General features: G+C 63.2%; 20 protein-coding genes. 13 read left to right on the top strand and 7 right to left on the bottom strand.

Annotation, left to right across the window (positions count from 1 at the left end):
- Window positions 1–16 precede the first annotated feature (16 nt).
- Window positions 17–1,057: an RluA family pseudouridine synthase gene (locus MESCI_RS06990; RefSeq protein WP_013529256.1), complete on the top strand. Its 1,041-nt coding sequence runs from the start codon at window positions 17–19 to the stop codon at window positions 1,055–1,057.
- A gap of 201 nt (window positions 1,058–1,258) precedes the next feature.
- On the top strand, window positions 1,259–2,170 hold the full coding sequence (gene rpoH, locus MESCI_RS06985) for an RNA polymerase sigma factor RpoH (RefSeq protein ID WP_013529255.1): 912 nt from the start codon (window positions 1,259–1,261) through the stop codon (window positions 2,168–2,170).
- A 139-nt stretch (window positions 2,171–2,309) separates the two neighbouring features.
- Here rpoH and MESCI_RS06980 read toward each other — a convergent pair whose 3' ends face one another.
- From MESCI_RS06980 to MESCI_RS06965, 4 genes are all read right to left on the bottom strand, one after another.
- Complete coding sequence (locus tag MESCI_RS06980; RefSeq protein ID WP_013529254.1) at window positions 2,310–3,182, bottom strand: MBL fold metallo-hydrolase; 873 nt, start codon at window positions 3,180–3,182, stop codon at window positions 2,310–2,312.
- A 143-nt stretch (window positions 3,183–3,325) separates the two neighbouring features.
- Complete coding sequence (locus MESCI_RS06975) at window positions 3,326–3,985, bottom strand: peroxiredoxin (RefSeq protein ID WP_013529253.1); 660 nt, start codon at window positions 3,983–3,985, stop codon at window positions 3,326–3,328.
- Window positions 3,986–4,209: 224 nt separating this feature from the next.
- On the bottom strand, window positions 4,210–4,575 hold the full coding sequence (locus tag MESCI_RS06970) for a cell division protein ZapA (protein WP_013529252.1): 366 nt from the start codon (window positions 4,573–4,575) through the stop codon (window positions 4,210–4,212).
- 11 nt (window positions 4,576–4,586) lie between these two features.
- The gene (locus tag MESCI_RS06965) at window positions 4,587–4,859 is read right to left on the bottom strand and encodes a DUF4164 domain-containing protein (protein ID WP_013529251.1); all 273 of its coding nucleotides are present in this window, start codon (window positions 4,857–4,859) and stop codon (window positions 4,587–4,589) included.
- A 263-nt stretch (window positions 4,860–5,122) separates the two neighbouring features.
- On the opposite strand from MESCI_RS06965, the gene tkt reads away from it, so the two are divergent.
- The 7 genes from tkt (at window position 5,123) to MESCI_RS06930 (ending at window position 14,574) form a co-directional block, all read left to right on the top strand.
- Window positions 5,123–7,114, top strand: a complete 1,992-nt coding sequence (tkt, locus tag MESCI_RS06960; RefSeq protein ID WP_013529250.1) for a transketolase — start codon at window positions 5,123–5,125, stop codon at window positions 7,112–7,114.
- 158 nt (window positions 7,115–7,272) lie between these two features.
- Entirely contained in the window at window positions 7,273–8,283 is a 1,011-nt protein-coding gene (gap, locus tag MESCI_RS06955) for a type I glyceraldehyde-3-phosphate dehydrogenase (protein WP_013529249.1), read from the top strand.
- Window positions 8,284–8,501: 218 nt separating this feature from the next.
- Window positions 8,502–10,391, top strand: coding sequence for a potassium/proton antiporter (locus MESCI_RS06950; RefSeq protein WP_013529248.1), 1,890 nt, complete (start codon window positions 8,502–8,504; stop codon window positions 10,389–10,391).
- A gap of 145 nt (window positions 10,392–10,536) precedes the next feature.
- Entirely contained in the window at window positions 10,537–11,733 is a 1,197-nt protein-coding gene (locus tag MESCI_RS06945; RefSeq protein WP_013529247.1) for a phosphoglycerate kinase, read from the top strand.
- Between the two features lie 133 nt (window positions 11,734–11,866).
- Window positions 11,867–12,892: a class I fructose-bisphosphate aldolase gene (locus MESCI_RS06940; RefSeq protein ID WP_013529246.1), complete on the top strand. Its 1,026-nt coding sequence runs from the start codon at window positions 11,867–11,869 to the stop codon at window positions 12,890–12,892.
- A gap of 165 nt (window positions 12,893–13,057) precedes the next feature.
- On the top strand, window positions 13,058–13,798 hold the full coding sequence (locus tag MESCI_RS06935; protein ID WP_013529245.1) for a DUF899 domain-containing protein: 741 nt from the start codon (window positions 13,058–13,060) through the stop codon (window positions 13,796–13,798).
- A 62-nt stretch (window positions 13,799–13,860) separates the two neighbouring features.
- Window positions 13,861–14,574, top strand: a complete 714-nt coding sequence (locus tag MESCI_RS06930) for an SGNH/GDSL hydrolase family protein (RefSeq protein WP_013529244.1) — start codon at window positions 13,861–13,863, stop codon at window positions 14,572–14,574.
- A gap of 20 nt (window positions 14,575–14,594) precedes the next feature.
- Here MESCI_RS06930 and MESCI_RS32235 read toward each other — a convergent pair whose 3' ends face one another.
- Window positions 14,595–14,756, bottom strand: coding sequence for a hypothetical protein (locus MESCI_RS32235; protein WP_013529243.1), 162 nt, complete (start codon window positions 14,754–14,756; stop codon window positions 14,595–14,597).
- Window positions 14,757–14,870: 114 nt separating this feature from the next.
- Entirely contained in the window at window positions 14,871–15,818 is a 948-nt protein-coding gene (locus tag MESCI_RS06925) for a ring-cleaving dioxygenase (RefSeq protein WP_013529242.1), read from the bottom strand.
- A 309-nt stretch (window positions 15,819–16,127) separates the two neighbouring features.
- Here MESCI_RS06925 and MESCI_RS32230 point away from each other — a divergent pair, with 309 nt between their 5' ends.
- The 4 genes from MESCI_RS32230 to MESCI_RS06910 all read left to right on the top strand — a co-directional run bounded on the left by MESCI_RS32230 (window position 16,128) and on the right by MESCI_RS06910 (window position 18,300).
- Window positions 16,128–16,295 (top strand): hypothetical protein, encoded by a 168-nt coding sequence (locus MESCI_RS32230; RefSeq protein ID WP_013529241.1) that lies wholly within the window; start codon window positions 16,128–16,130, stop codon window positions 16,293–16,295.
- Between the two features lie 85 nt (window positions 16,296–16,380).
- Window positions 16,381–16,971, top strand: a complete 591-nt coding sequence (locus tag MESCI_RS06920; protein ID WP_013529240.1) for a DJ-1/PfpI family protein — start codon at window positions 16,381–16,383, stop codon at window positions 16,969–16,971.
- Window positions 16,972–17,047: 76 nt separating this feature from the next.
- Window positions 17,048–17,455, top strand: coding sequence for a hypothetical protein (locus tag MESCI_RS06915; protein ID WP_013529239.1), 408 nt, complete (start codon window positions 17,048–17,050; stop codon window positions 17,453–17,455).
- A gap of 125 nt (window positions 17,456–17,580) precedes the next feature.
- Window positions 17,581–18,300 (top strand): helix-turn-helix transcriptional regulator, encoded by a 720-nt coding sequence (locus MESCI_RS06910; protein ID WP_013529238.1) that lies wholly within the window; start codon window positions 17,581–17,583, stop codon window positions 18,298–18,300.
- 63 nt (window positions 18,301–18,363) lie between these two features.
- Here MESCI_RS06910 and MESCI_RS06905 read toward each other — a convergent pair whose 3' ends face one another.
- A complete protein-coding gene (locus tag MESCI_RS06905) occupies window positions 18,364–19,059 on the bottom strand; it encodes a DUF1013 domain-containing protein (protein WP_013529237.1) in 696 nt (231 codons plus the stop codon).
- Between the last annotated feature and the right edge of the window lie 227 nt (window positions 19,060–19,286).

The following is a 19,286-nucleotide window of genomic DNA, read 5'->3' as shown; positions in this document are numbered from 1 at the left end:
CCGGAACGGTTTTTCAATGAGCGCTCATAACGAAGAGGCCCCTGAATTGATAGAGGCGGTACCGACCGTGCTGGTGGCGGATGCGGACGCGGCCGGTCAGCGCCTCGACCAGTGGCTGGCGGCAAGGCTTGGTCCGGACATGTCACGCAGCCGCGTGCAGATGTTGATCAGGCAAGGCGCGGTCTCGGTCGACGGCAAGCTGATCGATGAGACCAAGCGCAAGATGGCGCCGGGCGAAAGCGTGTCGGTTACCATGCCGGAGCCGGAGCCGGCGGAGCCGCAGGGCGAGAACATCGCACTCGATGTGCTTTATGAGGACGACGAGCTGATTGTCATCAACAAGCCGGCCGGGCTTGTCGTGCACCCCGGAGCGGGCAACTGGACCGGTACGCTGGTCAACGCGCTGATCCATCATTGCGGCGACAGCCTTTCCGGAATTGGCGGCGTGCGGCGGCCAGGCATCGTCCACCGCCTCGACAAGGAGACCAGCGGCGTCATGGTGGTCGCCAAGACTGACCGCGCCCACAAGTCACTCTCCGAGGCTTTCGCCGATCACGGCCTCACCGGCGATCTCGAACGTGCCTATCTGGCGCTGGTCTGGGGCATACCGCAGAGGCCGACCGGAAGGGTCGACGCCCCGCTTGGCCGCGCCGCCGACCGCGTGCGCCGTGCCGTGGTGCCGGAAGGACGCGACGACGCCCGCCATGCGGTCACCCACTTCGCCGTGCAGGAGCGCTTCGGCGAGAGCCAACAGGAGTTTGCCACCGCCAGCATGGTCGAATGCCGGCTGGAGACCGGCCGCACCCACCAGATCCGTGTCCACATGGCGCATATCGGTCATCCGGTGATCGGCGACCCCGATTATGGCCAGGCCTTCCGCACCAAGGCCAACCGGCTGCCGGAACCGCTGAAAAGCCAGGTCAAGGCATTTCCCCGGCAAGCTTTGCATGCCTGGCTCCTTGCATTTCGCCACCCCACTACCCATTTAACGATGAGGTTCGAGGCGCCGTTACCGAGGGACATGGAGGAACTCGTCGGCGGCTTCCGCAAACTCTGAACCCGTCACCGACAAGCCATCAAAAAACCTGACTGACATTGTTCACTTCACCGTGACACACTGTTTCGTGTTGAACAAATGCCTGTCTTTTCTGGTTTTGTTCCTGTATAAGATCCGATGTCGCGGGCGAGCCTTTTGGTGCTCGCGTCACATGCCCGCCGCGTTTCGGGGGCATCACTCCAATAGAGAGGGGGCGCTATCATGGCCCAGTCACTACCCAGTATCGTTTCCGGCGAAGGCGGCCTCAGCCGCTACCTGGAAGAAATCCGCCGCTTTCCCATGCTGCAGCCGCAGGAAGAGTACATGCTCGCCAAGCGTTATGCCGAGCATGAAGACACCTCCGCTGCGCACAAGCTCGTCACCAGCCACCTCAGGCTCGTCGCCAAGATCGCCATGGGCTATCGCGGCTATGGCCTGCCGATCGGCGAAGTGATCTCGGAAGGCAATGTCGGCCTGATGCAGGCCGTCAAGAAATTCGAACCCGAGCGCGGCTTCCGCCTCGCGACCTATGCCATGTGGTGGATCAAGGCCTCGATCCAGGAGTACATCCTGCGCTCGTGGAGCCTGGTCAAGATGGGCACGACCGCCAACCAGAAGCGCCTGTTCTTCAACCTGCGCAAGGTGAAGGGCAAGATCCAGGCGCTCGACGACGGCGACTTGAAGCCCGACCAGATCGCCGAGATCGCCACCAGGCTGAACGTTTCCGAAGCCGAAGTGGTGTCGATGAACCGCCGCCTGTCGGGCGATGCCTCGCTCAATGCCCCGATCCGGGCGAGCGAAGGTGAGTCCGGCGAGTGGCAGGACTGGCTGGTCGACGACCACGAAAGCCAGGAAGAGATGCTGATCGAGCAGGACGAGCTGGAAAACCGGCGCGGCATGCTGTCGGGCGCTCTTGCCGTGCTCAACGAGCGCGAGCGGCGCATCTTCGAGGCCCGTCGCCTCGCCGAGGAGCCGCTGACGCTGGAAGAGCTTTCGTCCGAATTCGACATCAGCCGCGAGCGCGTGCGCCAGATCGAGGTGCGCGCCTTCGAGAAGGTACAGGATGCGGTCAAGGCCGCCGCCAAGCGCCAGACCCAGGCGCTGCGCACCATTGAGGCGCAGCCCGCAGCTTAAGCCGGCTAAAGGCCACAAGATCTAAAGGCGGCGCCAGGAAACTGGCGCCGCTTTTTTTCTTATGTGGTTGGCGAAAGCGGAGACGACATCCGATCTCCCCCGCAAGGGGGGAGATTGCAGCTTCGCCGGCAGCGATCTCTCAAAGCCCATCCAGCGGAAACTTTAGATACCGCCGGCCATTCGCCTCGGGTTCGGGCAGCCTCCCGCCATTCATGTTGACCTGCAGCGCATGCAGGATCAGCCTCGGCATCGGCAGCGTCCTGTCGCGCGCTTCGCGCAGGGCGACGAACTCGGCCTCGCTGCGGACGGCGGCAAGATGGGTGTTGGTCGCCTTCTGTATGGCGACCGTGCTTTCCCACAAGGGTTCGCGGCCGCCGGCCTGATAGTCATGACCGACGAACAGCCGCGTCTCGTCCGGCAACGCCAGTATGTCCTGGATCGAGCGCCAGAGCCGCGCGGCACTGCCGCCGGGAAAGTCCGTCCTCGCTGTGCCGCTGTCGGGCATGAACAGCGTGTCGTGGACGAAGGCGGCATCGCCGATCACATAGGTGATCGACGCCAGCGTATGGCCGGGCGAGAACAGCACCTTGACCGGAAGCGTGCCGACCGTGAAGGTTTCGCCTTCACCAAACAGCCTGTCCCACTGCGAACCGTCGGCGGGAAAATCCGGCCAGTTGTAGATCGCCTTCCACAAATTCTGGACGTCGACGACCCTGTCGCCGATCGCTGTCGGCGCTCCGGTCTTCTCCCTCAGATAGTGCGCCGCCGAGAAATGATCGGCGTGCGGATGGGTGTCGAGGATCCATTCGACGCTCAGCCCCTGCTCGCTGACGAAGTCGAGCAGGATATCGGCATTCGTCGTTGCCGTAGCACCGGATTTCTCGTCGAAATCGAGAATCGGATCGATGATGGCGCAGCGTTTCGTCGCCTGGTCGGCGACGACATACTGGATGGCCCCGGTCGGCTTGTCGTAGAAGCCGCTGACCTGCGGCCTGGCCAAAGCTACGTCCAATTCTGGCTTCCCCAACTCTCGGTCGTCAGGAATGATTTTCTCTAACGACACCCGAGAGGAGCATGGTTGTCCGCTCGGGTGAGCCAGTCAAGCATCATTTCGCTCGCGGCGACAGGAAAGCCAAAAACTGTTCCGAGCAGCGGTCAGGCAGAGGGCTGCTTGGTCTTCCGCAGATACGGCAGGATGGTCTCATAAGCGCCGAAGCGCCTGATCGCGTCCTCGTTGGAGACGGCAGCGGTGATGATGACGTCCTCGCCCTGCTTCCAGTTTGCCGGCGTCGCCACCTGATGCTTGGCGGTCAGCTGCATGGAATCGACCGCACGCAGGATCTCATCGAAGTTGCGGCCCGTGGTCATCGGGTAGGTCAGCACCAGCTTGATCTTCTTGTCCGGTCCGATGACATAGACCGAGCGCACCGTGGCATTGTCGGCCGGTGTGCGGCCTTCCGACGTCTCGCCGGCACCGCCCGGCAGCATGTCGTAGAGCTTGGCGACCTTGAGGTCCTTGTCGCCGATCAGCGGGTAGTTCACCGAATGGCCGGTCGCCGTCTTGATGTCGTCCTGCCACTTGCCGTGGCTTTCGACCGGATCGACCGAAATGCCGATGATCTTGACGTTGCGCTTCTTGAATTCGCCTTCGAGCCCCGCCATCGTGCCAAGCTCGGTCGTGCAGACCGGCGTGAAATTCTTGGGATGACTGAACAGGATCGCCCATCCGTCCCCGATCCAGTCATGGAATTTGATCGTCCCTTGCGTGGTCTCGGCGGTAAAATCCGGCGCAATGTCGTTGATACGAAGGCTCATGATACATCTCCCCTGTAAACGGAACCCGTCGGCAGCGAGGAACGACAAGCGGCAACCCATGCCGCCATCGAGCTGCCCCGCCCGGGCATCGTTGCATCTTAGCGCAAAAATCGTGACTGCAAGATAATATGAAACTCTTGTCGGCGGCACGCGAGCATTTTTATGCTGCCGAATGCTCGGCACGCGGATGAGAGCCTGTTGGGCTGGACAGGAGAGATCCTGCCTCAGCTCTTGTTGACCGCCATTGTCACAGTCAGGTCTTCCATGCGCTGTGCCAGCGCGCTGAGCGCGTTGGTCAGCACGCTATCGCTCTTGTCGGCCTTGGTCAGAGCCTCGTCGCGGGTCTTGCGCAAGGTCAGCACTTCGCTTTCCATGCCCTTGACGCGTTTCTGCAACTCCGAGAGTTCATCCATCACCATGATGCCGGCCATCACGGTCAGCCGCTGATCGCCAATCTCGCCGAACGAGTCCTTCAGGTGTGAAACATAGCGGTCGAAACGTTCGGCAAGATCGATCAGATGCTCTTCCTGGCCCTCGTCGCAGGCCATGCGATACTGCTTGCCGTCGATTGAAACCGTGACCTGTGCCATCGGGCCAGCTCCTATCTGTCCAACACGGCGCGGATGGTTTCCATGGCGGTCACCAAACGTCGCGAGACTTCCTTGTTGGCATCTTCCAGCCGTTCGGCGCGCGCTTCGGAATTGTCGAGTTCCTGCGCCAGCCGCGAGCGATCGGCATTCATCCGCTGCACCTCGGCCTCGGCTTCGGAGTAGTCGCGTTCATGCTCGAGCTTGGCCGCGACGGCGTTTTCCAGCCCCTCGATGGCCTTGCCCAGCCTCGCGATGACTTCCTTGAGTGTGGCTTCCCCGGTCATGGCCTTCGTCCTGTGCCCTGCCCATCACCGAATCGTTCACGTTCAGAACGCGTTATCCCTGAAACATTAGGCACCGGGTGAAGGCAACGTCAACAAAGCTCTCGCGACTGTCCCCCGCTAACGCTAATGTAGGTCCGCCGCCGGCATCACAAGACCGGCAAATGTGCACCCGATTTGTTGACTAAAAGCCCGCGCCTGCTATGTGTCGCGCACCCTTTTCAAGGGCTCTCCCAAGCCCCCAAACCCCCACTTCTGGAGGAACCATGACGTCGCGTGAACAACATGACCGGATGGCCAATGCGATCCGCTTTCTCTCCATGGACGCCGTCGAGAAGGCAAACTCCGGCCATCCCGGCCTGCCCATGGGCTGCGCCGACATCGCCACGGTGCTGTTCACGAAGTTCCTGAAATATGATCCGAAGGCCCCCCATTGGCCCGACCGGGATCGCTTCATCCTGTCGGCCGGCCACGGTTCGATGCTGCTCTATTCGCTGCTGCACCTGACCGGCTACGAGGACATGACGATCGACCAGATCAAGCATTTCCGCCAGTTGGGCTCGAAGACCGCCGGCCATCCCGAATACGGCCATGCCACCGGCATAGAGACGACCACCGGCCCGCTCGGCCAGGGTCTGGCCAATTCGGTCGGCTTCGCGCTCGGCGAGCGCATCATGAACGCAGCCTTCGGCAACGACCTCGTCGACCATTACACCTACGTACTGGCCGGTGACGGCTGCCTGATGGAAGGTGTTTCCCAGGAAGCCATCGCGCTTGCCGGCCATCTCAAGCTCAACAAGCTGATCGTCTTCTGGGACAACAACAACATCTCGATCGACGGCCCGGTCTCGCTTGCCGACAACACCGACCAGGTCGCCCGCTTCCAGGCCTCGGGCTGGAACGCCAGCCACATCGACGGCACCGATCCGGAAGCCATCGCCTATGCCATCGAAGCCGCTCGTCACTCCGACAAGCCGACGATGATCGCCTGCAAGACGACCATCGGCTTCGGCGCTCCAACCAAGGCCGGCACCAACAAGGCGCACGGTTCGCCGCTCGGCGCCGACGAGATCGCCGGTGCGCGCAAATTCTTCAACTGGGACTCGCCGCCCTTCGAGATTCCGGCCGACATCCTTGACGCATGGCGCGCCGCCGGTAAAACCGGCGCCAAGCCGCGCACCGACTGGGAGGGACGTCTGGCCAAGGCCGAGCCCAAGTTGAAGGCCGAGTTCGAACGCCGCCTCGCCGGCAAGCTGCCGTCGAATTTCGACGCCGTCATCGCCGACTACAAGAAGAAGCTGTCGGCCGACAAGCCGAAGGTCGCCACCCGCAAATCCTCGGAAATGGCGCTGGAGGTCATCAACGGCGCCGTGCCGGAAACCATAAGCGGCTCCGCCGACCTGACCGGCTCCAACAACACCAAGACCAGCCAGACCAAGAACATTACGCCCGACGATTACGGCCAGCGTTATGTCCACTACGGCATTCGCGAACATGGCATGGCGGCCGCCATCAATGGCTTGACGCTGCATGGCGGCCTCATCGCCTATGGCGGCACCTTCCTGTGCTTCTCCGACTATGCCCGCCCGTCAATGCGTCTGGCTTCGCTGATGGGCATCCGCTCGATCTTCGTCATGACCCATGATTCCATCGGTCTGGGCGAAGACGGCCCGACCCACCAGCCGGTCGAGCATCTGGCGGCATTGCGCGCGATCCCCAACCACAATGTCTTCCGCCCGGCCGACGCGGTCGAAACCGCGGAATGCTGGCAGATCGCCCTGGAGTCGGAAAAGACGCCGTCGACCTTGGCGCTGACCCGCCAGAACCTGCCGACGGTGCGCACCGAATTCTCGGCCAAGAACCTCAGCAGCCAGGGAGCCTATGAGCTGGCCGCCGCCAGCGGCGAGGCGGCGATAACGATCTTCGCCACCGGCTCCGAGGTCGAGATCGCACTTGGCGCGCGCGAGCTGTTGGAAAAGCACGGCCATCCGACCCGCGTCGTCTCGGTTCCCTGCTTCGAACTGTTCGACCAGCAGAGCGACGACTACCGCAAGAAGACGATCGGCAATGCGCCGATCAAGATGGCGATCGAAGCCGGCATCCGCCAGGGATGGGATCATCTGATCGGCTCAGACGGCATCTTCGTCGGCATGACCGGCTTCGGCGCGTCGGGCACGATCGAGCAACTCTATCCGCATTTCGGCATTACCGCCGAGGCCGCGGCCAAGGCGGCGGAAGCCCGCCTGCACGCCAAGTAAGATTCTGGGCCAGTTCGGCGAAACCGCGAAAACGGCTTCGCCGGGCCGGCTCAACTTAATCGATTTAAATCCACGCCAGTGCGGCTGGATTCTTTCTGCTTCCGCCGCTATGAAACTGCAGACCCCTCGTCCGCCCTCCAACTCCCAGGGAGAGAATTATGACCGTCAGAGTTGCCATCAACGGATTTGGCCGCATCGGCCGCAACATCCTGCGCGCTATCCATGAATCCGGCCGCAAGGACATCGACGTCGTCGCCGTCAACGACCTCGGCCCAGTCGAGACCAATGCGCACCTCTTGCGCTATGACAGCGTGCACGGCCGCTTCCCGCATGAAGTCTCGGTATCCGGCGACCAGATCACCGTCGGCAAGGAGACGTTCAAGGTCACCGCGATCAAGGACCCGACGCAGTTGCCGTGGAAGGAACTCGGCATCGACATCGCGCTCGAATGCACCGGCATCTTCACCGCCCGCGACAAGGCAGCGGCACACCTGACCGCCGGCGCCAAGCGCGTCATCGTTTCGGCCCCTGCCGAAGGCGCCGACCTCACCGTGGTCTACGGCATCAACCACGACCAGTTGACCAAGGATCATATCGTCATCTCGAATGCCTCGTGCACCACCAACTGCCTGGCGCCGCTGGCAGCCGTGCTGCACGAAACGGTCGGCATCGAAAAAGGCATGATGACGACGATCCACTCCTACACCGGCGACCAGCCGACGCTGGACACCATGCACAAGGATCTCTACCGCGCCCGCGCCGCGGCGCTGTCGCAGATCCCGACCTCGACCGGTGCCGCCAAGGCGATCGGCTTGGTGCTGCCCGACCTCAAGGGCAAGCTCGACGGCATCTCGATCCGCGTGCCGACCCCGAACGTCTCGGTCGTCGATTTCAAGTTCATCGCCAAGCGGTCGACCACGGTGCAGGAGATCAACGAAGCGGTGATCGCCGCCTCCAACGGCAAGCTCAAGGGCATTCTCGGCGTCACCCATCACCCGAACGTGTCGATCGACTTCAACCACGATCCGCGCTCCTCGATCATGGCGCTCGACCAGACCAAGGTGATGGACGGCAACTTCGTATCGGTGCTGTCCTGGTACGACAATGAATGGGGTTTCTCCAACCGCATGGGCGACACATCGGTCGCCTTCGGCAAGACCATCGCCTGATCACAAAGGCCTCTTTTCGAGACTTGGAACGCCCGGCTTTGCCCGGGCGTTTTTCATGAGCGCAGTTTGCGCCTTCCCAAATTGTGTCCCGGGCGCCAAAACATCCGAAAATCAGCGGCATAGGCCAAAAAGCCACCCTGCCGCCTTGCACTGGTCACGTCTTCGCCCCACTCTCTCGCAAAGCAGGAGACAGACGAATTTGAGGGGCTGATTTCAGGATGGAGCATGCGATCTATCTCGTCACGCTGGTCGGCACAGCGCTTGTCGTCGCCGCCGCGTTTTCGAGCCTGATCGCCTTCCGCTTCGGCGCCCCTCTTCTGCTCCTGTTCCTCTGCATTGGCCTCGCCACCGGCACCGACGGTCTCGGCATCCAGTTCGACAATGCCCGCATCGCCTATTTTGCCGGCTCACTGGCGCTGGCCGTCATCCTGTTCGATTCCGGCTTCGGCACGCCGCTCAACGCCTTGCGGCAGGCAGCCGGCCCGGCGTTGTCGCTGGCGACCTTCGGCGTAATTCTGACCACCGGCCTGTTCGGCGCCGCCGCCCACTATCTGCTCGACCTCACCTGGCTGGAATCCTTCCTGCTCGGCGCCGCCGTCGCCTCCACCGATGCGGCCGCCGTGTTCTTCCTGCTGCGTGCCGGCGAGATCAATCTGCGCGAACGCGTGCGCTCGACGCTCGAGGTGGAATCCGGCACCAATGACCCCATCGCCATCTTCCTGACCATCACGCTGGTCGAGATCATCGCCGCTCATGCCAATCCCGAGACCAACGTCCTGGTCACCAGCCTTTTCCTCGGCTTCCTCCTCAACATGGGCCTTGGCGCTGTCGTCGGCGTGCTCGGCGGCCTCGCCATCGTGCGTCTCGTCGACCGGCTCAATCTCGACCATGGCCTGCTGCCGATCTTCGTGCTGACCTTGTCGTTGATGGTCTTTGCCGCCGCCGGCGCCATTGGCGGCTCGGGCTTCCTGGCGGTCTATATCGCCGGCCTCATCTCGGGCAATTCCGATATCCGCGCCGTCACCATCCTCAAGCGCTTCCAGGACGGCATGTCATGGCTGGCACAGATCATCATGTTCCTCATCCTCGGCCTGTTCGCGACGCCCTCGCAATTCCCGGCGATCATGGTGCCGGCGGTGCTGCTCGGCCTGTTCCTGATGTTCGTGGCGCGGCCGGTCGCAGTCTGGCTCTGCCTGATTCCGTTCCGCATGCCGCGCCCCGAAGTCGCCTTCGTCTCGTGGGTCGGCCTGCGCGGCGCGGTGTCGATCCTGCTTGCCATCACCCCGCTGCTCGGCGGGCTGGAAAATGGCCGTGTCATCTTCAACACCGCCTTCATCATCGTGCTGGTGTCCCTGGTCATCCAGGGCTGGACGGTGGGACCGCTGGCGCGCCGCCTCGGTTTGATCGTGCCGGCGCGGCTCGGACCGCTGGACAAGGTCGAGCTGGAATTGCCGGGTTCGGCCCATCACGAGCTTCTCGCCTATCGCGTCGCACCCGGCAGCCCGGTGGCGCGCGGCGAGCGCATCCCACGCTGGGCGCGACCCTCGCTGGTGCTGCGTGATGGCCGTTCGATGCGCTTCCAGGACATGGGCCGGCTCGCCGCCGGCGACCAGGTCTACATTTTCGTCCCGGATCGCTATCCGCGCCTGCTCGACAAGCTATTCGCCAGCCGTGCCGTGGTCGATCCCGAAGATGCCGATTTCTTCGGCGCCTTCGCCGTCGATCCAGCGCGCCCCGCCGCCGAACTGGAAGCAGCCTATACGCCAGGTCTAACCGAAGCGGAGCAAAAGCTCACCGTTGGCGCGCTGGTCACGGCGCGGCTCGGCGGCCATGCCGAATATGCCGACCGCGTGCTGCTCGGCCCGATAGAACTGATCGTCCGCGACGTCGACGACAAGGGGAAGATCATAGGCCTCGGCCTGTCGTTCGAGCCGACCGCGCCGGTGGCGCGGGTGCCGGTCTTCCTCAGCGCGGGAGAAATCGGCGACCGTCTTTCCGCCTTCATCCGCAATTGGCGCAAGCCGACCGAGGCGCAGGCGGACGAGGCGCGGGCGGACGAGAAACCGGCCCCGGAGCCAGCGCCGGAAAAGGCAGCAACCGAAAGCTGATAAACCCGCTATTGAGCGCTGCCATTCATCCGCCCGCCAGTGCAAGATCGTGCCCACTTCAAAATTTTGGTTCGAGCGCGCCCTAAGCCTTGCATCGTCGCCGATGCGGGGTATGGTCCCCCGGTTTTTCGCGAAAGGAACCCGCATGGCCGCCTTCAAGACACTCGACGATATCGGCAACATCAGCGGCAAGCGCGTGCTGGTGCGCGTCGACCTCAACGTGCCTGTCACTGAGGGCAAAGTCACCGACGCCACCCGCATCGAACGCATCGCACCGACCATCGCCGAGCTATCGGCCAAGGGCGCCAAGGTCATCCTGCTCGCCCATTTCGGCCGACCCAAGGATGGGCCTTCGCCCGAATTCTCGCTGGAGCCGATCGCCAAAGCCACGGCAGAAGTGCTCGGCCGCCCCGTCGGTTTCGCCTCGGATTGCGTCGGCGACACGGCCGGAAGCGCTGTCGCCGCCATGAACAAGGGCGACGTGCTGCTGCTCGAAAACACTCGCTTCTACAAGGCCGAAGAAAAGAATGACCCGGCCTTCACCGAAAAACTCGCCGCCAATGGCGATATCTTCGTCAACGACGCCTTCTCGGCCGCGCACCGCGCGCATTCTTCGACCGAGGGACTGGCGCATCTGTTGCCGGCTTTTGCCGGCCGCACCATGCAAGCCGAGCTTGAGGCGCTGGAGAAAGGTCTGGGAAAACCGGTCCGTCCGGTCGTCGCCATTGTCGGCGGCGCCAAGGTCTCGACCAAGATCGATCTGTTGATGAACCTGGTGAAGAAGGTCGACGCGCTGGTCATCGGCGGCGGCATGGCCAACACCTTCCTCGCCGCGCGCGGCACCGATGTCGGGAAATCGCTGTGCGAGCATGATCTCGCCTCAACCGCCAAGCAGATCATGATCGAGGCGGCCGAGGCCGGCTGCGCCATCATCCTGCCGGTCGACGGCGTCGTCGCCAGGGAGTTCAAGGCGGGCGCGGCCTGCGAGACCGTCGCCATCTCCGATGTGCCGGCCGACGGGATGATCCTCGATGTCGGCGCCAAAACCGTGACGACCATCGGCGAATGGATCGACCGCGCCGCGACACTGGTCTGGAACGGCCCGCTCGGCGCCTTCGAGATCGCGCCCTTCGACCATGCGACGGTGGCGGCGGCCAAGCATGCGGCGTCGCGCACCAAGGAAGGCAAGCTGGTCTCGGTTGCAGGCGGTGGCGATACGGTCGCGGCGCTCAACCACGCCGGCGTCGCCGACGACTTCACCTATGTCTCGACCGCCGGCGGCGCCTTCCTGGAGTGGATGGAAGGCAAGCCGCTGCCCGGCGTCGATGTGTTGAAGCGCTGAGGCTCCGAGGCGATCAACACTCGGAGAGCGAACAAGGCCGCCCGAGGCTTCAATCGATTCGAGCTTTCCGATGCCATTCCTTTGGCGGTAGACTTCCGTTAAGCGCGGAACAACCGTTTCAGGAGAAGCAACAATGAGCGAACGTCTCGAAGACATTGCCGCTGCGATCGTCGCCGATGGCAAGGGCCTGCTGGCCGCCGACGAAAGTTCCGGCACCATCAAGAAGCGCTTCGACGTCATCGGCGTCGAATCGACCGCCGACAGCCGCCGCGACTACCGCGAGATGATGTTCCGCACCAGGGAGGCGATGACCCGCTACATTTCCGGTGTCATCCTCTATGACGAGACGATCCGCCAGAAGGCCGCCGACGGCACGCCGCTGGTCGACATCATCAAGGCCGCCGGCGCCATCCCCGGCATCAAGGTCGATGCCGGCGCCAAGCCGCTGGCCAGGTTTCCCGGCGACACCGTCACCGAAGGCCTCGACGGCCTGCGCGAACGGCTTGCCGACTACTACAAGCTCGGCGCCCGCTTCGCCAAATGGCGCGCGGTGATCGACATCGATATCGCCAAGGGCGTCCCTTCGGCGACCTCGATCGGCTCCAACGCTCATGCGCTCTCCCGCTATGCCGCCCTCTGCCAGGAAGCCGGCATCGTACCGATCGTCGAACCGGAGGTGCTGATGGACGGCGCCCACGACATCGACACTTGTTACGACATTTCGAAGGCAACGCTGATCAAGCTTTATGACGAGCTCCATGCGGCGCGCGTCGTGCTGGAAGGCACCATCCTGAAGCCCAACATGGTGCTGGCCGGCAGGAAATCGGGCAAGGTGAGCAGCCCCGAAGAAGTCGCCGAAAAGACCATAAAACTGTTCCGCGAGACAGTGCCGGCAGCGGTGCCGGGCATCGCCTTCCTTTCCGGCGGCCAGGAAGACGAAGAGGCGACCGCCAATCTCAACGCCATCAACGCCATCGGGCCGCACCCGTGGAAGCTGACCTTCTCCTATGGTCGCGCGCTGCAGGCCGCGCCACAGAAAGCCTGGAGCGGCAAAGCCTCGAACGTTGCCGCCGGCCAGGCCGCCTTCACCCATCGCGCCCACATGAACCATCTGGCAGCGCTCGGAAAATGGAAGGCGAGCCTGGAACAGGCCGCCTGATCACAGTCCTTTCTTCCTCCTTCGAACCCGGGCCGATGCGCCCGGGTTTTTTTGTTTGTGACTTGCAGGGCTTGGGGCGGAGCCTCTCCGTCCTTATTTCCTCTCCGGCGATGTCGGGTTGCGCCCATCCCCAACGTCCTTGGGATGACATTCAGGGAGAGGTTCATGCATCGCAACAAGATCGTTTCGCGCGAAGACTGGTTCCAGGCGCACAAGGCACATCTGGCGCGCGAGAAAGAACTGACGCGGTTTCGCGAGCGGATCGCCGCGGAACGGCGTGAACTGCCCTGGCTGAAGATCAGGAAAGACTATGTCTTCGAGACCGAACAAGGGCCAAACAGACTGACCGACCTGTTTGGCACTAACAGCCAGCTGATCGTCTATCACTTCATGTTCGGGCCGGGCTGCACCCATCATTGCGAGGGCTGCTCATTCCTTGCCGACCATATCGACGGCGCCAATCAGCATCTGCGGCATCACGACGTGTCGCTGGTCGTGGTTTCGCGCGCTCCCCTGGCGGAACTTCTGCCTTACAAGCAGCGCATGGGCTGGAAGTTCGACTGGGTGTCGTCCTATGCCTCGGATTTCAACTTCGACATGCAGGTCTCCTTCACCGACAAGCAGATCGCCGCGGGCTGCACCACCTACAATTTCGAGACCCGTCCACGGACATCGAAGGAGCTTCCCGGCACCAGCGTCTTCTACAGGGACGAGACCGGCGACATCTTCCTCACCTTCATGTCGCGCGCCCGCGGCGGCGAGGCGCAGATCGGCGCCTACGACTATCTCGACATGACGCCGAAGGGCCGCAACGAGAACGGCCCCTATCACGGCCTGATGGATTGGGTGCGGCTGCACGACGAATATCAGGGCAAGCAGGCGGGGCAGGCGAGTTGCTGCGATTGAAGATCGTTCCCGTCGGCCAAAACATGCGCTAAGGCTGCCGCTGATCGTTTAACGGTACTGCCATGCGCTTCCCGGCCCTACTCACCTGGCTCGCCTTCCCGGTCTATATCTGGCAAGGCCTCGGCGTGCGACGCCGCACCACGCGCATGCTGCCAGCGCAAGGGCCGGTCATGCACGAAATATCAGGCACAGCACCGGCAATCTCGCTTCTGGTGCTGGGCGATTCCTCCGCCGCTTCGGTCGGCATCGGCAATTCGGAAGACGGACTTGCCGCGCAACTCGCCGTGCTGATTTCACAAAGCACCGGCCGCGCCGTGCGCTGGCGGGCGGCCGGCTTCAATTCGGCAACGTCCGGCCAGATCCGCGACCATGTGCTGCCCAATCTGTCGGCCGATCCGTGGACGCATATCGTGCTGGCCATCGGCACCAACGACACCAAGAATTTTCACTCCGTGCCGCGCTTCAAGAAGGAGTTCGGTGGCCTGCTCTACGGCCTGCGCGCCAAATGGCCGGAAGCGCGCGTGGTGTGGTCGCCGGTGCTGGAGTTCACGCGGGCGCCAGCCATGCCGCCGCTGCTCGGAAATATCCTTGAGATCCGCGCCACCGACATGAACCGGATGGGCGAACGCCTTTGCCTGGAGCGCGGCGCGGTGCCGGCGCCGCGCCTGCCGATCACCAATCCGGAAGCCGGCTTTGCCTCGGACGGCTTTCACGCCTCGGAAGCAGGCTACCGGGCCTGGGCCGAGCATCTGGTCGGCCCGGTGCTTGGCCATTGAGCAGCGACGACAAGTGCGTCCTACGTCAAATGCCCGAGCACGGCCGCCAGTGAAATCGCGGCCATGGCGAGCAGTGCCAGCTTCCAGAAATCACCGCGTCGCTTGAGGCCTGGCCAGCCAAGCGGCTTGATCAGTTGAATGACCATGAAACCGGCGATGACAAGGGCGAGGAATTTCGTCATGCCGCCTTTGACCAGCAACGCGCCCGGCTGTCAAAGCACGTCGTTCATTGCCTGAGAAAGAACGGACGCCGAGATCCCGAACCGGAACGCGGCGCCCTTTGACCGGCAAACGATCTACTTCAGCGGCTTGAGGCCAGCCTCGATCGAAGCGCGCTTCGGTTCGAGGAATGGCGGCAGGGCGAGGCTTTCCCCCAGCGTTTCCAGCGGCTCGTCGGCGGTGAACCCCGGACCGTCGGTTGCGATCTCGAACAGGATGCCGTTCGGCTCGCGGAAGTAGAGCGAACGGAAATAATAGCGCTCGACCTCGCCGCTCGACGGCAGCCGGAACTCGGCCAGCCGCGCCGTCCATTGATGCAGCGTTTCCTGGTCCGGCGCCCTGAAGGCAACATGGTGAACCGCACCGGCACCTTGCCGTGCCGGCGCCAGTCCCGGCTGCACCAGGACATGCAGCTCCGCCGCCGGCCCGCCCTCGCCCATTTCGAAGACGTGAACCTGGCCCTCCGGCGAGGCATAGTCGCGCGCCTTGCGCATGTTCATCACCGTGGTCACCACCGCCTCGGTGTTGGTGATGTCGGGAACGCTGATGACGATCGGCCCGAGCCCGCGGATCTGGTGCTCGACCGGTACCGGGCTTTGCGCCCAGGGATGGCTGCCGCCCTTGCCGCCATCGCTGACCAGGCGCAGACGCTGGCCCTCGGGATCTTCGAAGTCCAGTGACGCATAACCGCCGATGTCGCCGATCTCTCCCGTTGCCAGGCCTTCGTCGGTCAAGTGTTGCTTCCACCAGGCAAGGCTCTCCTGGCTGCCGACCCTGAGGCTGGTCCGCACGATGCTGTGCGTGCCGCGCCGCTCGCGGCCGACCGGCCAGTCGAAGAAGGTAAGGTCGGTGCCCGGTGTCGCTTCGCCGTCGGCATAGAAGAGGTGGTAGGCCGAGGTGTCGTCCTGGTTTACGGTCTTCTTGACCAGCCGCAGACCCAGCACCTTCGTATAAAAATGAAGATTGCCAGGCGCATTGGCGGTGATGGCGGTCAGATGGTGGATACCTGTCAATTGCAAGCTCATCGTCGTCTCCCTGCTGTTGGGGAAGAATTTTCTCCCTCCATATCAGAACTGCGGCCACCCCGCTGAAGGCCTCGTATTCCGACAGTCCGTCGCCGGAAACTGAACAGCGGCGCCCAGAGCACGTCCTCGCTATGAACAATCGGAAGTCGCGAACCTGCCTTCGGCACCGTTCTATGCGGCGAAAAGCGATGCCTTGCCTGCGGCGCGCGCACTGGTCGCAACTATCGTCTCGCGCCTGACATCCTCCTGACAGACTGCTGTCAGGAGGGGTATGCGATAGTACCTCCATACAGAGAGAGGAGACTGGCCATGAACGGTTACACCATTCTGCGCGGCATGCAGCACTATGTCGGCAAGATCCGCACGATGCGCAACGAGATCCGCACCCAGCGGTTCATGAACTCGCTGCCGGCGGATATTCGCAAGGATATCGGCTGGCCGGACATGTATGCGGACCGTGGCCCTCGCGGCAATTGAAGCCAATTTTTCGACCCGGCGATTGGATGTGGGCGCGTCAACGCCCAGATAACAGGTCCGGTGCGTGAGGAATGGGAGCGAGCTTATGCCCGAACAGAAGACGATCGGTTTCCTTTTCATCGAAGGTTTTGCCGACTGGGAGTATGGGCTGCTGGCGGCCTCGGCGGTCGAATGGTTCGGTGCCCGTGCCGTGTCGCTGACGCCTGATGGCAACCCAGTGACCGGGATCAGCGGCTTTCGGCTGACGCCCGATCGATCGGCCGGGGCGGATGAGAATGATGATCTCGACGCCATCGCCGTGATCGGCTCCGATGAGTGGGCCGGCAAGGCACCGCCGGAAGTTGCTGATCTGCTCAATGCTGTTGCATCGCGCGGCGGCGTGGTCGGCGGCATCTGCGCCGGCACGCTGGCGCTAGCCCGCGCCGGCCTGTTCGAGAAGGCCAGGCATACGAGCAATGGCCGCGACTGGATCAATGGTCATGAGGCCGGCTATGCCGGCGACAACCTCTATCAGGATGTGCCGCATGCCATGGCCGACGGCAAAATTGTTTCCGCGCCAGGCTCGGCGCCGGGCACCTTCGCGCTCGCCTTTCTGAAGACGCTCTACCCCGAAAGAGGCAGCGATCTCGCTCGGATGCGGACGCTGTTTGCCAAGGAGTATGCTGAAGCCTCCTGACAGTATGCTGTCAGGAGGGCCGTGCAATGGTGCCAGCTTCGGGCACCCGTGCATTCGGCGGTCGAAAGGACGATCGATGAAGAGTTGGAACGACAGACTGAGCACACCAGGCATCAACGGCGTCAAGCCGACGCCGCGCACGATGGCCGATGTCGTCGAAGGCCAGCCTATGCTGGTGCCGACAGCGCGCCAGGTCGATGATTTCATCCGCTCGATTCTCGAAGGCGTCGAGATGGATGTGCGTGCGCTGCGTACGGCACTTGCCGTCGAGCATGGCGCCGAAGTGACATGCCCGGTCACCATAGGCTATCATCTGCGCACTGTTGCCGAAGCCGCCAACGAGGACCTCCAGCGCGGCATGACGCCGAGTGACGTGGCACCGTTCTGGCGCGTGCTCGATGCGAAAACGCCGACGACGAAGAAATTGTCCTTCGGCGCGGAGTTCGTCGCCGCGCAGCGCAAGCGCGAAGGGCTGAAACCATGAGGCATGCCGCCCAAAAGTGTTCTGCGGTTTTGGGATAACGGCATGCGCGAAAACACGATGCATGCCACCCAGAGGTGGACCGGTTTCGGGCGACATGCATAGAGACAACGCCGAGGGACCATACGATGCGCCGCGCCGACAGGCTCTTCCAGATCGTGCAGCATCTGCGCGGTGGCCGACTGGTCACCGCCCAGAAGCTCGGCACATGGCTCGAGGTTTCCGAGCGAACCATCTATCGAGACATTGCCGATCTGCAGTCAACCGGGGTGCCGATCGACGGCGAGGCCGGCGTTGGCTACATGATGAGGGAGGGTTTCGACCTTCCGCCGCTGATGTTCACGCGTGACGAGATCGTCGCGCTGGTCGCCGGCGCCCGCATGGTGCGTGCCTTTGGCGGTGCCGCCATGGCGCGGGCCGCCGACGAAGCGCTGGTCAAGATCGGCGCCGTATTGCCCGATGCGGAGAAAGACCGCATCGCCCGCACCGAGATCCACACACCGATGTGGGTGGTCAGCGACGCCGCCCGCGAGGCGATCGACCTGATCGAGCGCGCGGTCGAAAAGCGCCAGGTGCTGACCATCGACTATTCCGACGAGGCCGGCCGCGGCACCGCCCGCGATATCCGCCCGCTCGGCCTGTGGTTCTGGGGCAAGGTGTGGACGCTGGTCGCCTGGTGCGAGATGCGCGACGATTTCCGCGCCTTCCGCATCGATCGCATCGCCTCGGTGGTCATCGCCGGCCGCATCTTCAAACCGGAGCGCGGCAAGCAACTTGCCGACTTCTACCGCGCAGTGGAGCGCAGCGAGGACTATGGCATGGCGCCGGATCGCGCCGCGCGCAGCTGAGACCTGGCGCAGCTACAAAAAAGCCCGCTCGAAGCGGGCTTTTTCTTGGAATGTCAGACAACCTCACTCGTCGTCGTCATTGTCCGTGTTCTTCGACTTCAAGGCCGAAAGCTTGGCGAACACGGCGTTGGCGTCGAGTTCGGCGTCCTCGTCCTTCGGCTTCTCGGGAGCCGGCACCAGCCGCTCGGTCAGGGCCGCCGGCAGCAGCGTGTCGCCCACCGGCTGCGCCTGTTCGCGGCCGCGCGAGGCGCGGTTGACTTCCATGTCGAGGTCGATCTGCGAGGCGAGACCCAGCGTCACCGGGTCCATCGGCTGCAGATTGGCTGAGTTCCAGTGCTTGCGCTCGCGGATCTGTTCGATCGTCGACTTGGTGGTGCCGACGAGGCGCGAGATCTGCGCGTCCTTGAGCTCGGGATGGTTGCGCACCAGCCACAGAATCGCGTTCGGCCGGTCCTGGCGCTTCGACAGCGGCGTGTAGCGCGGACCCTTGCGCTTGGATTCGGGCACCCGCACCTTGGGGTCCGAAAGCTTCAGGCGCTGGTTCGGATCCTTCTCGGCACGGGCGATCTCGTCGCGGGTCAGCTGTCCGGTCATGATCGGGTCCATGCCCTTGATGCCTTGCGCCGCTTCGCCATCGGCGATTGCCTTGACCTCGAGCGGATGCAGCCCGCAGAACTGCGCGATCTGCTCGAAGGAAAGTGCGGTATTGTCGACCAGCCAGACGGCGGTCGCCTTGGGCATCAGCAGCGTATTGGCCATTTTACAAATCCTTCTCGTTCGCCCGCGTTCCCGCGCGGGCGGTGGTTTAGAGCCACCAAAATGGGAAATTCGCGGTCTGTATAACCGCTCTCGGGTCCTTTCGCAACGTTTTTGGAGCAAAGACCGGAAGCCGTGGGTACTTACCGAAAACGTTCCGCGCTCTTGAGCAGAACGACAAGCTGGCTTTGCTGGCGAGTTCCGGTCTTGGCAAAGATCGGTTGAGATAG

Source organism: Mesorhizobium ciceri biovar biserrulae WSM1271 (assembly GCF_000185905.1).
Classification (GTDB): Bacteria; Pseudomonadota; Alphaproteobacteria; order Rhizobiales; family Rhizobiaceae; genus Mesorhizobium; species Mesorhizobium ciceri.
This window is presented reverse-complemented; position numbering and strand designations above follow the sequence as displayed.

Excerpts from the sequence above, each read along its gene's own strand:
- MESCI_RS06940 (WP_013529246.1), top strand. The coding sequence starts at position 11,867 with ATGAGCGAACGTCTCGAAGACATTGCCGCTGCGATCGTCGCCGATGGC.
- tkt (WP_013529250.1), top strand. The coding sequence starts at position 5,123 with ATGACGTCGCGTGAACAACATGACCGGATGGCCAATGCGATCCGCTTT.
- MESCI_RS06975 (WP_013529253.1), bottom strand. The coding sequence starts at position 3,985 with ATGAGCCTTCGTATCAACGACATTGCGCCGGATTTTACCGCCGAGACC.
- MESCI_RS06945 (WP_013529247.1), top strand. The coding sequence starts at position 10,537 with ATGGCCGCCTTCAAGACACTCGACGATATCGGCAACATCAGCGGCAAG.
- MESCI_RS06920 (WP_013529240.1), top strand. The coding sequence starts at position 16,381 with ATGCCCGAACAGAAGACGATCGGTTTCCTTTTCATCGAAGGTTTTGCC.
- MESCI_RS06935 (WP_013529245.1), top strand. The coding sequence starts at position 13,058 with ATGCATCGCAACAAGATCGTTTCGCGCGAAGACTGGTTCCAGGCGCAC.
- MESCI_RS06950 (WP_013529248.1), top strand. The coding sequence starts at position 8,502 with ATGGAGCATGCGATCTATCTCGTCACGCTGGTCGGCACAGCGCTTGTC.
- MESCI_RS06915 (WP_013529239.1), top strand. The coding sequence starts at position 17,048 with ATGAAGAGTTGGAACGACAGACTGAGCACACCAGGCATCAACGGCGTC.
- MESCI_RS32235 (WP_013529243.1), bottom strand. The coding sequence starts at position 14,756 with ATGACGAAATTCCTCGCCCTTGTCATCGCCGGTTTCATGGTCATTCAA.
- MESCI_RS06990 (WP_013529256.1), top strand. The coding sequence starts at position 17 with ATGAGCGCTCATAACGAAGAGGCCCCTGAATTGATAGAGGCGGTACCG.
- MESCI_RS06970 (WP_013529252.1), bottom strand. The coding sequence starts at position 4,575 with ATGGCACAGGTCACGGTTTCAATCGACGGCAAGCAGTATCGCATGGCC.
- MESCI_RS06965 (WP_013529251.1), bottom strand. The coding sequence starts at position 4,859 with ATGACCGGGGAAGCCACACTCAAGGAAGTCATCGCGAGGCTGGGCAAG.
- gap (WP_013529249.1), top strand. The coding sequence starts at position 7,273 with ATGACCGTCAGAGTTGCCATCAACGGATTTGGCCGCATCGGCCGCAAC.
- MESCI_RS06910 (WP_013529238.1), top strand. The coding sequence starts at position 17,581 with ATGCGCCGCGCCGACAGGCTCTTCCAGATCGTGCAGCATCTGCGCGGT.
- MESCI_RS06930 (WP_013529244.1), top strand. The coding sequence starts at position 13,861 with ATGCGCTTCCCGGCCCTACTCACCTGGCTCGCCTTCCCGGTCTATATC.
- MESCI_RS32230 (WP_013529241.1), top strand. The coding sequence starts at position 16,128 with ATGAACGGTTACACCATTCTGCGCGGCATGCAGCACTATGTCGGCAAG.
- MESCI_RS06925 (WP_013529242.1), bottom strand. The coding sequence starts at position 15,818 with ATGAGCTTGCAATTGACAGGTATCCACCATCTGACCGCCATCACCGCC.
- MESCI_RS06905 (WP_013529237.1), bottom strand. The coding sequence starts at position 19,059 with ATGGCCAATACGCTGCTGATGCCCAAGGCGACCGCCGTCTGGCTGGTC.
- rpoH (WP_013529255.1), top strand. The coding sequence starts at position 1,259 with ATGGCCCAGTCACTACCCAGTATCGTTTCCGGCGAAGGCGGCCTCAGC.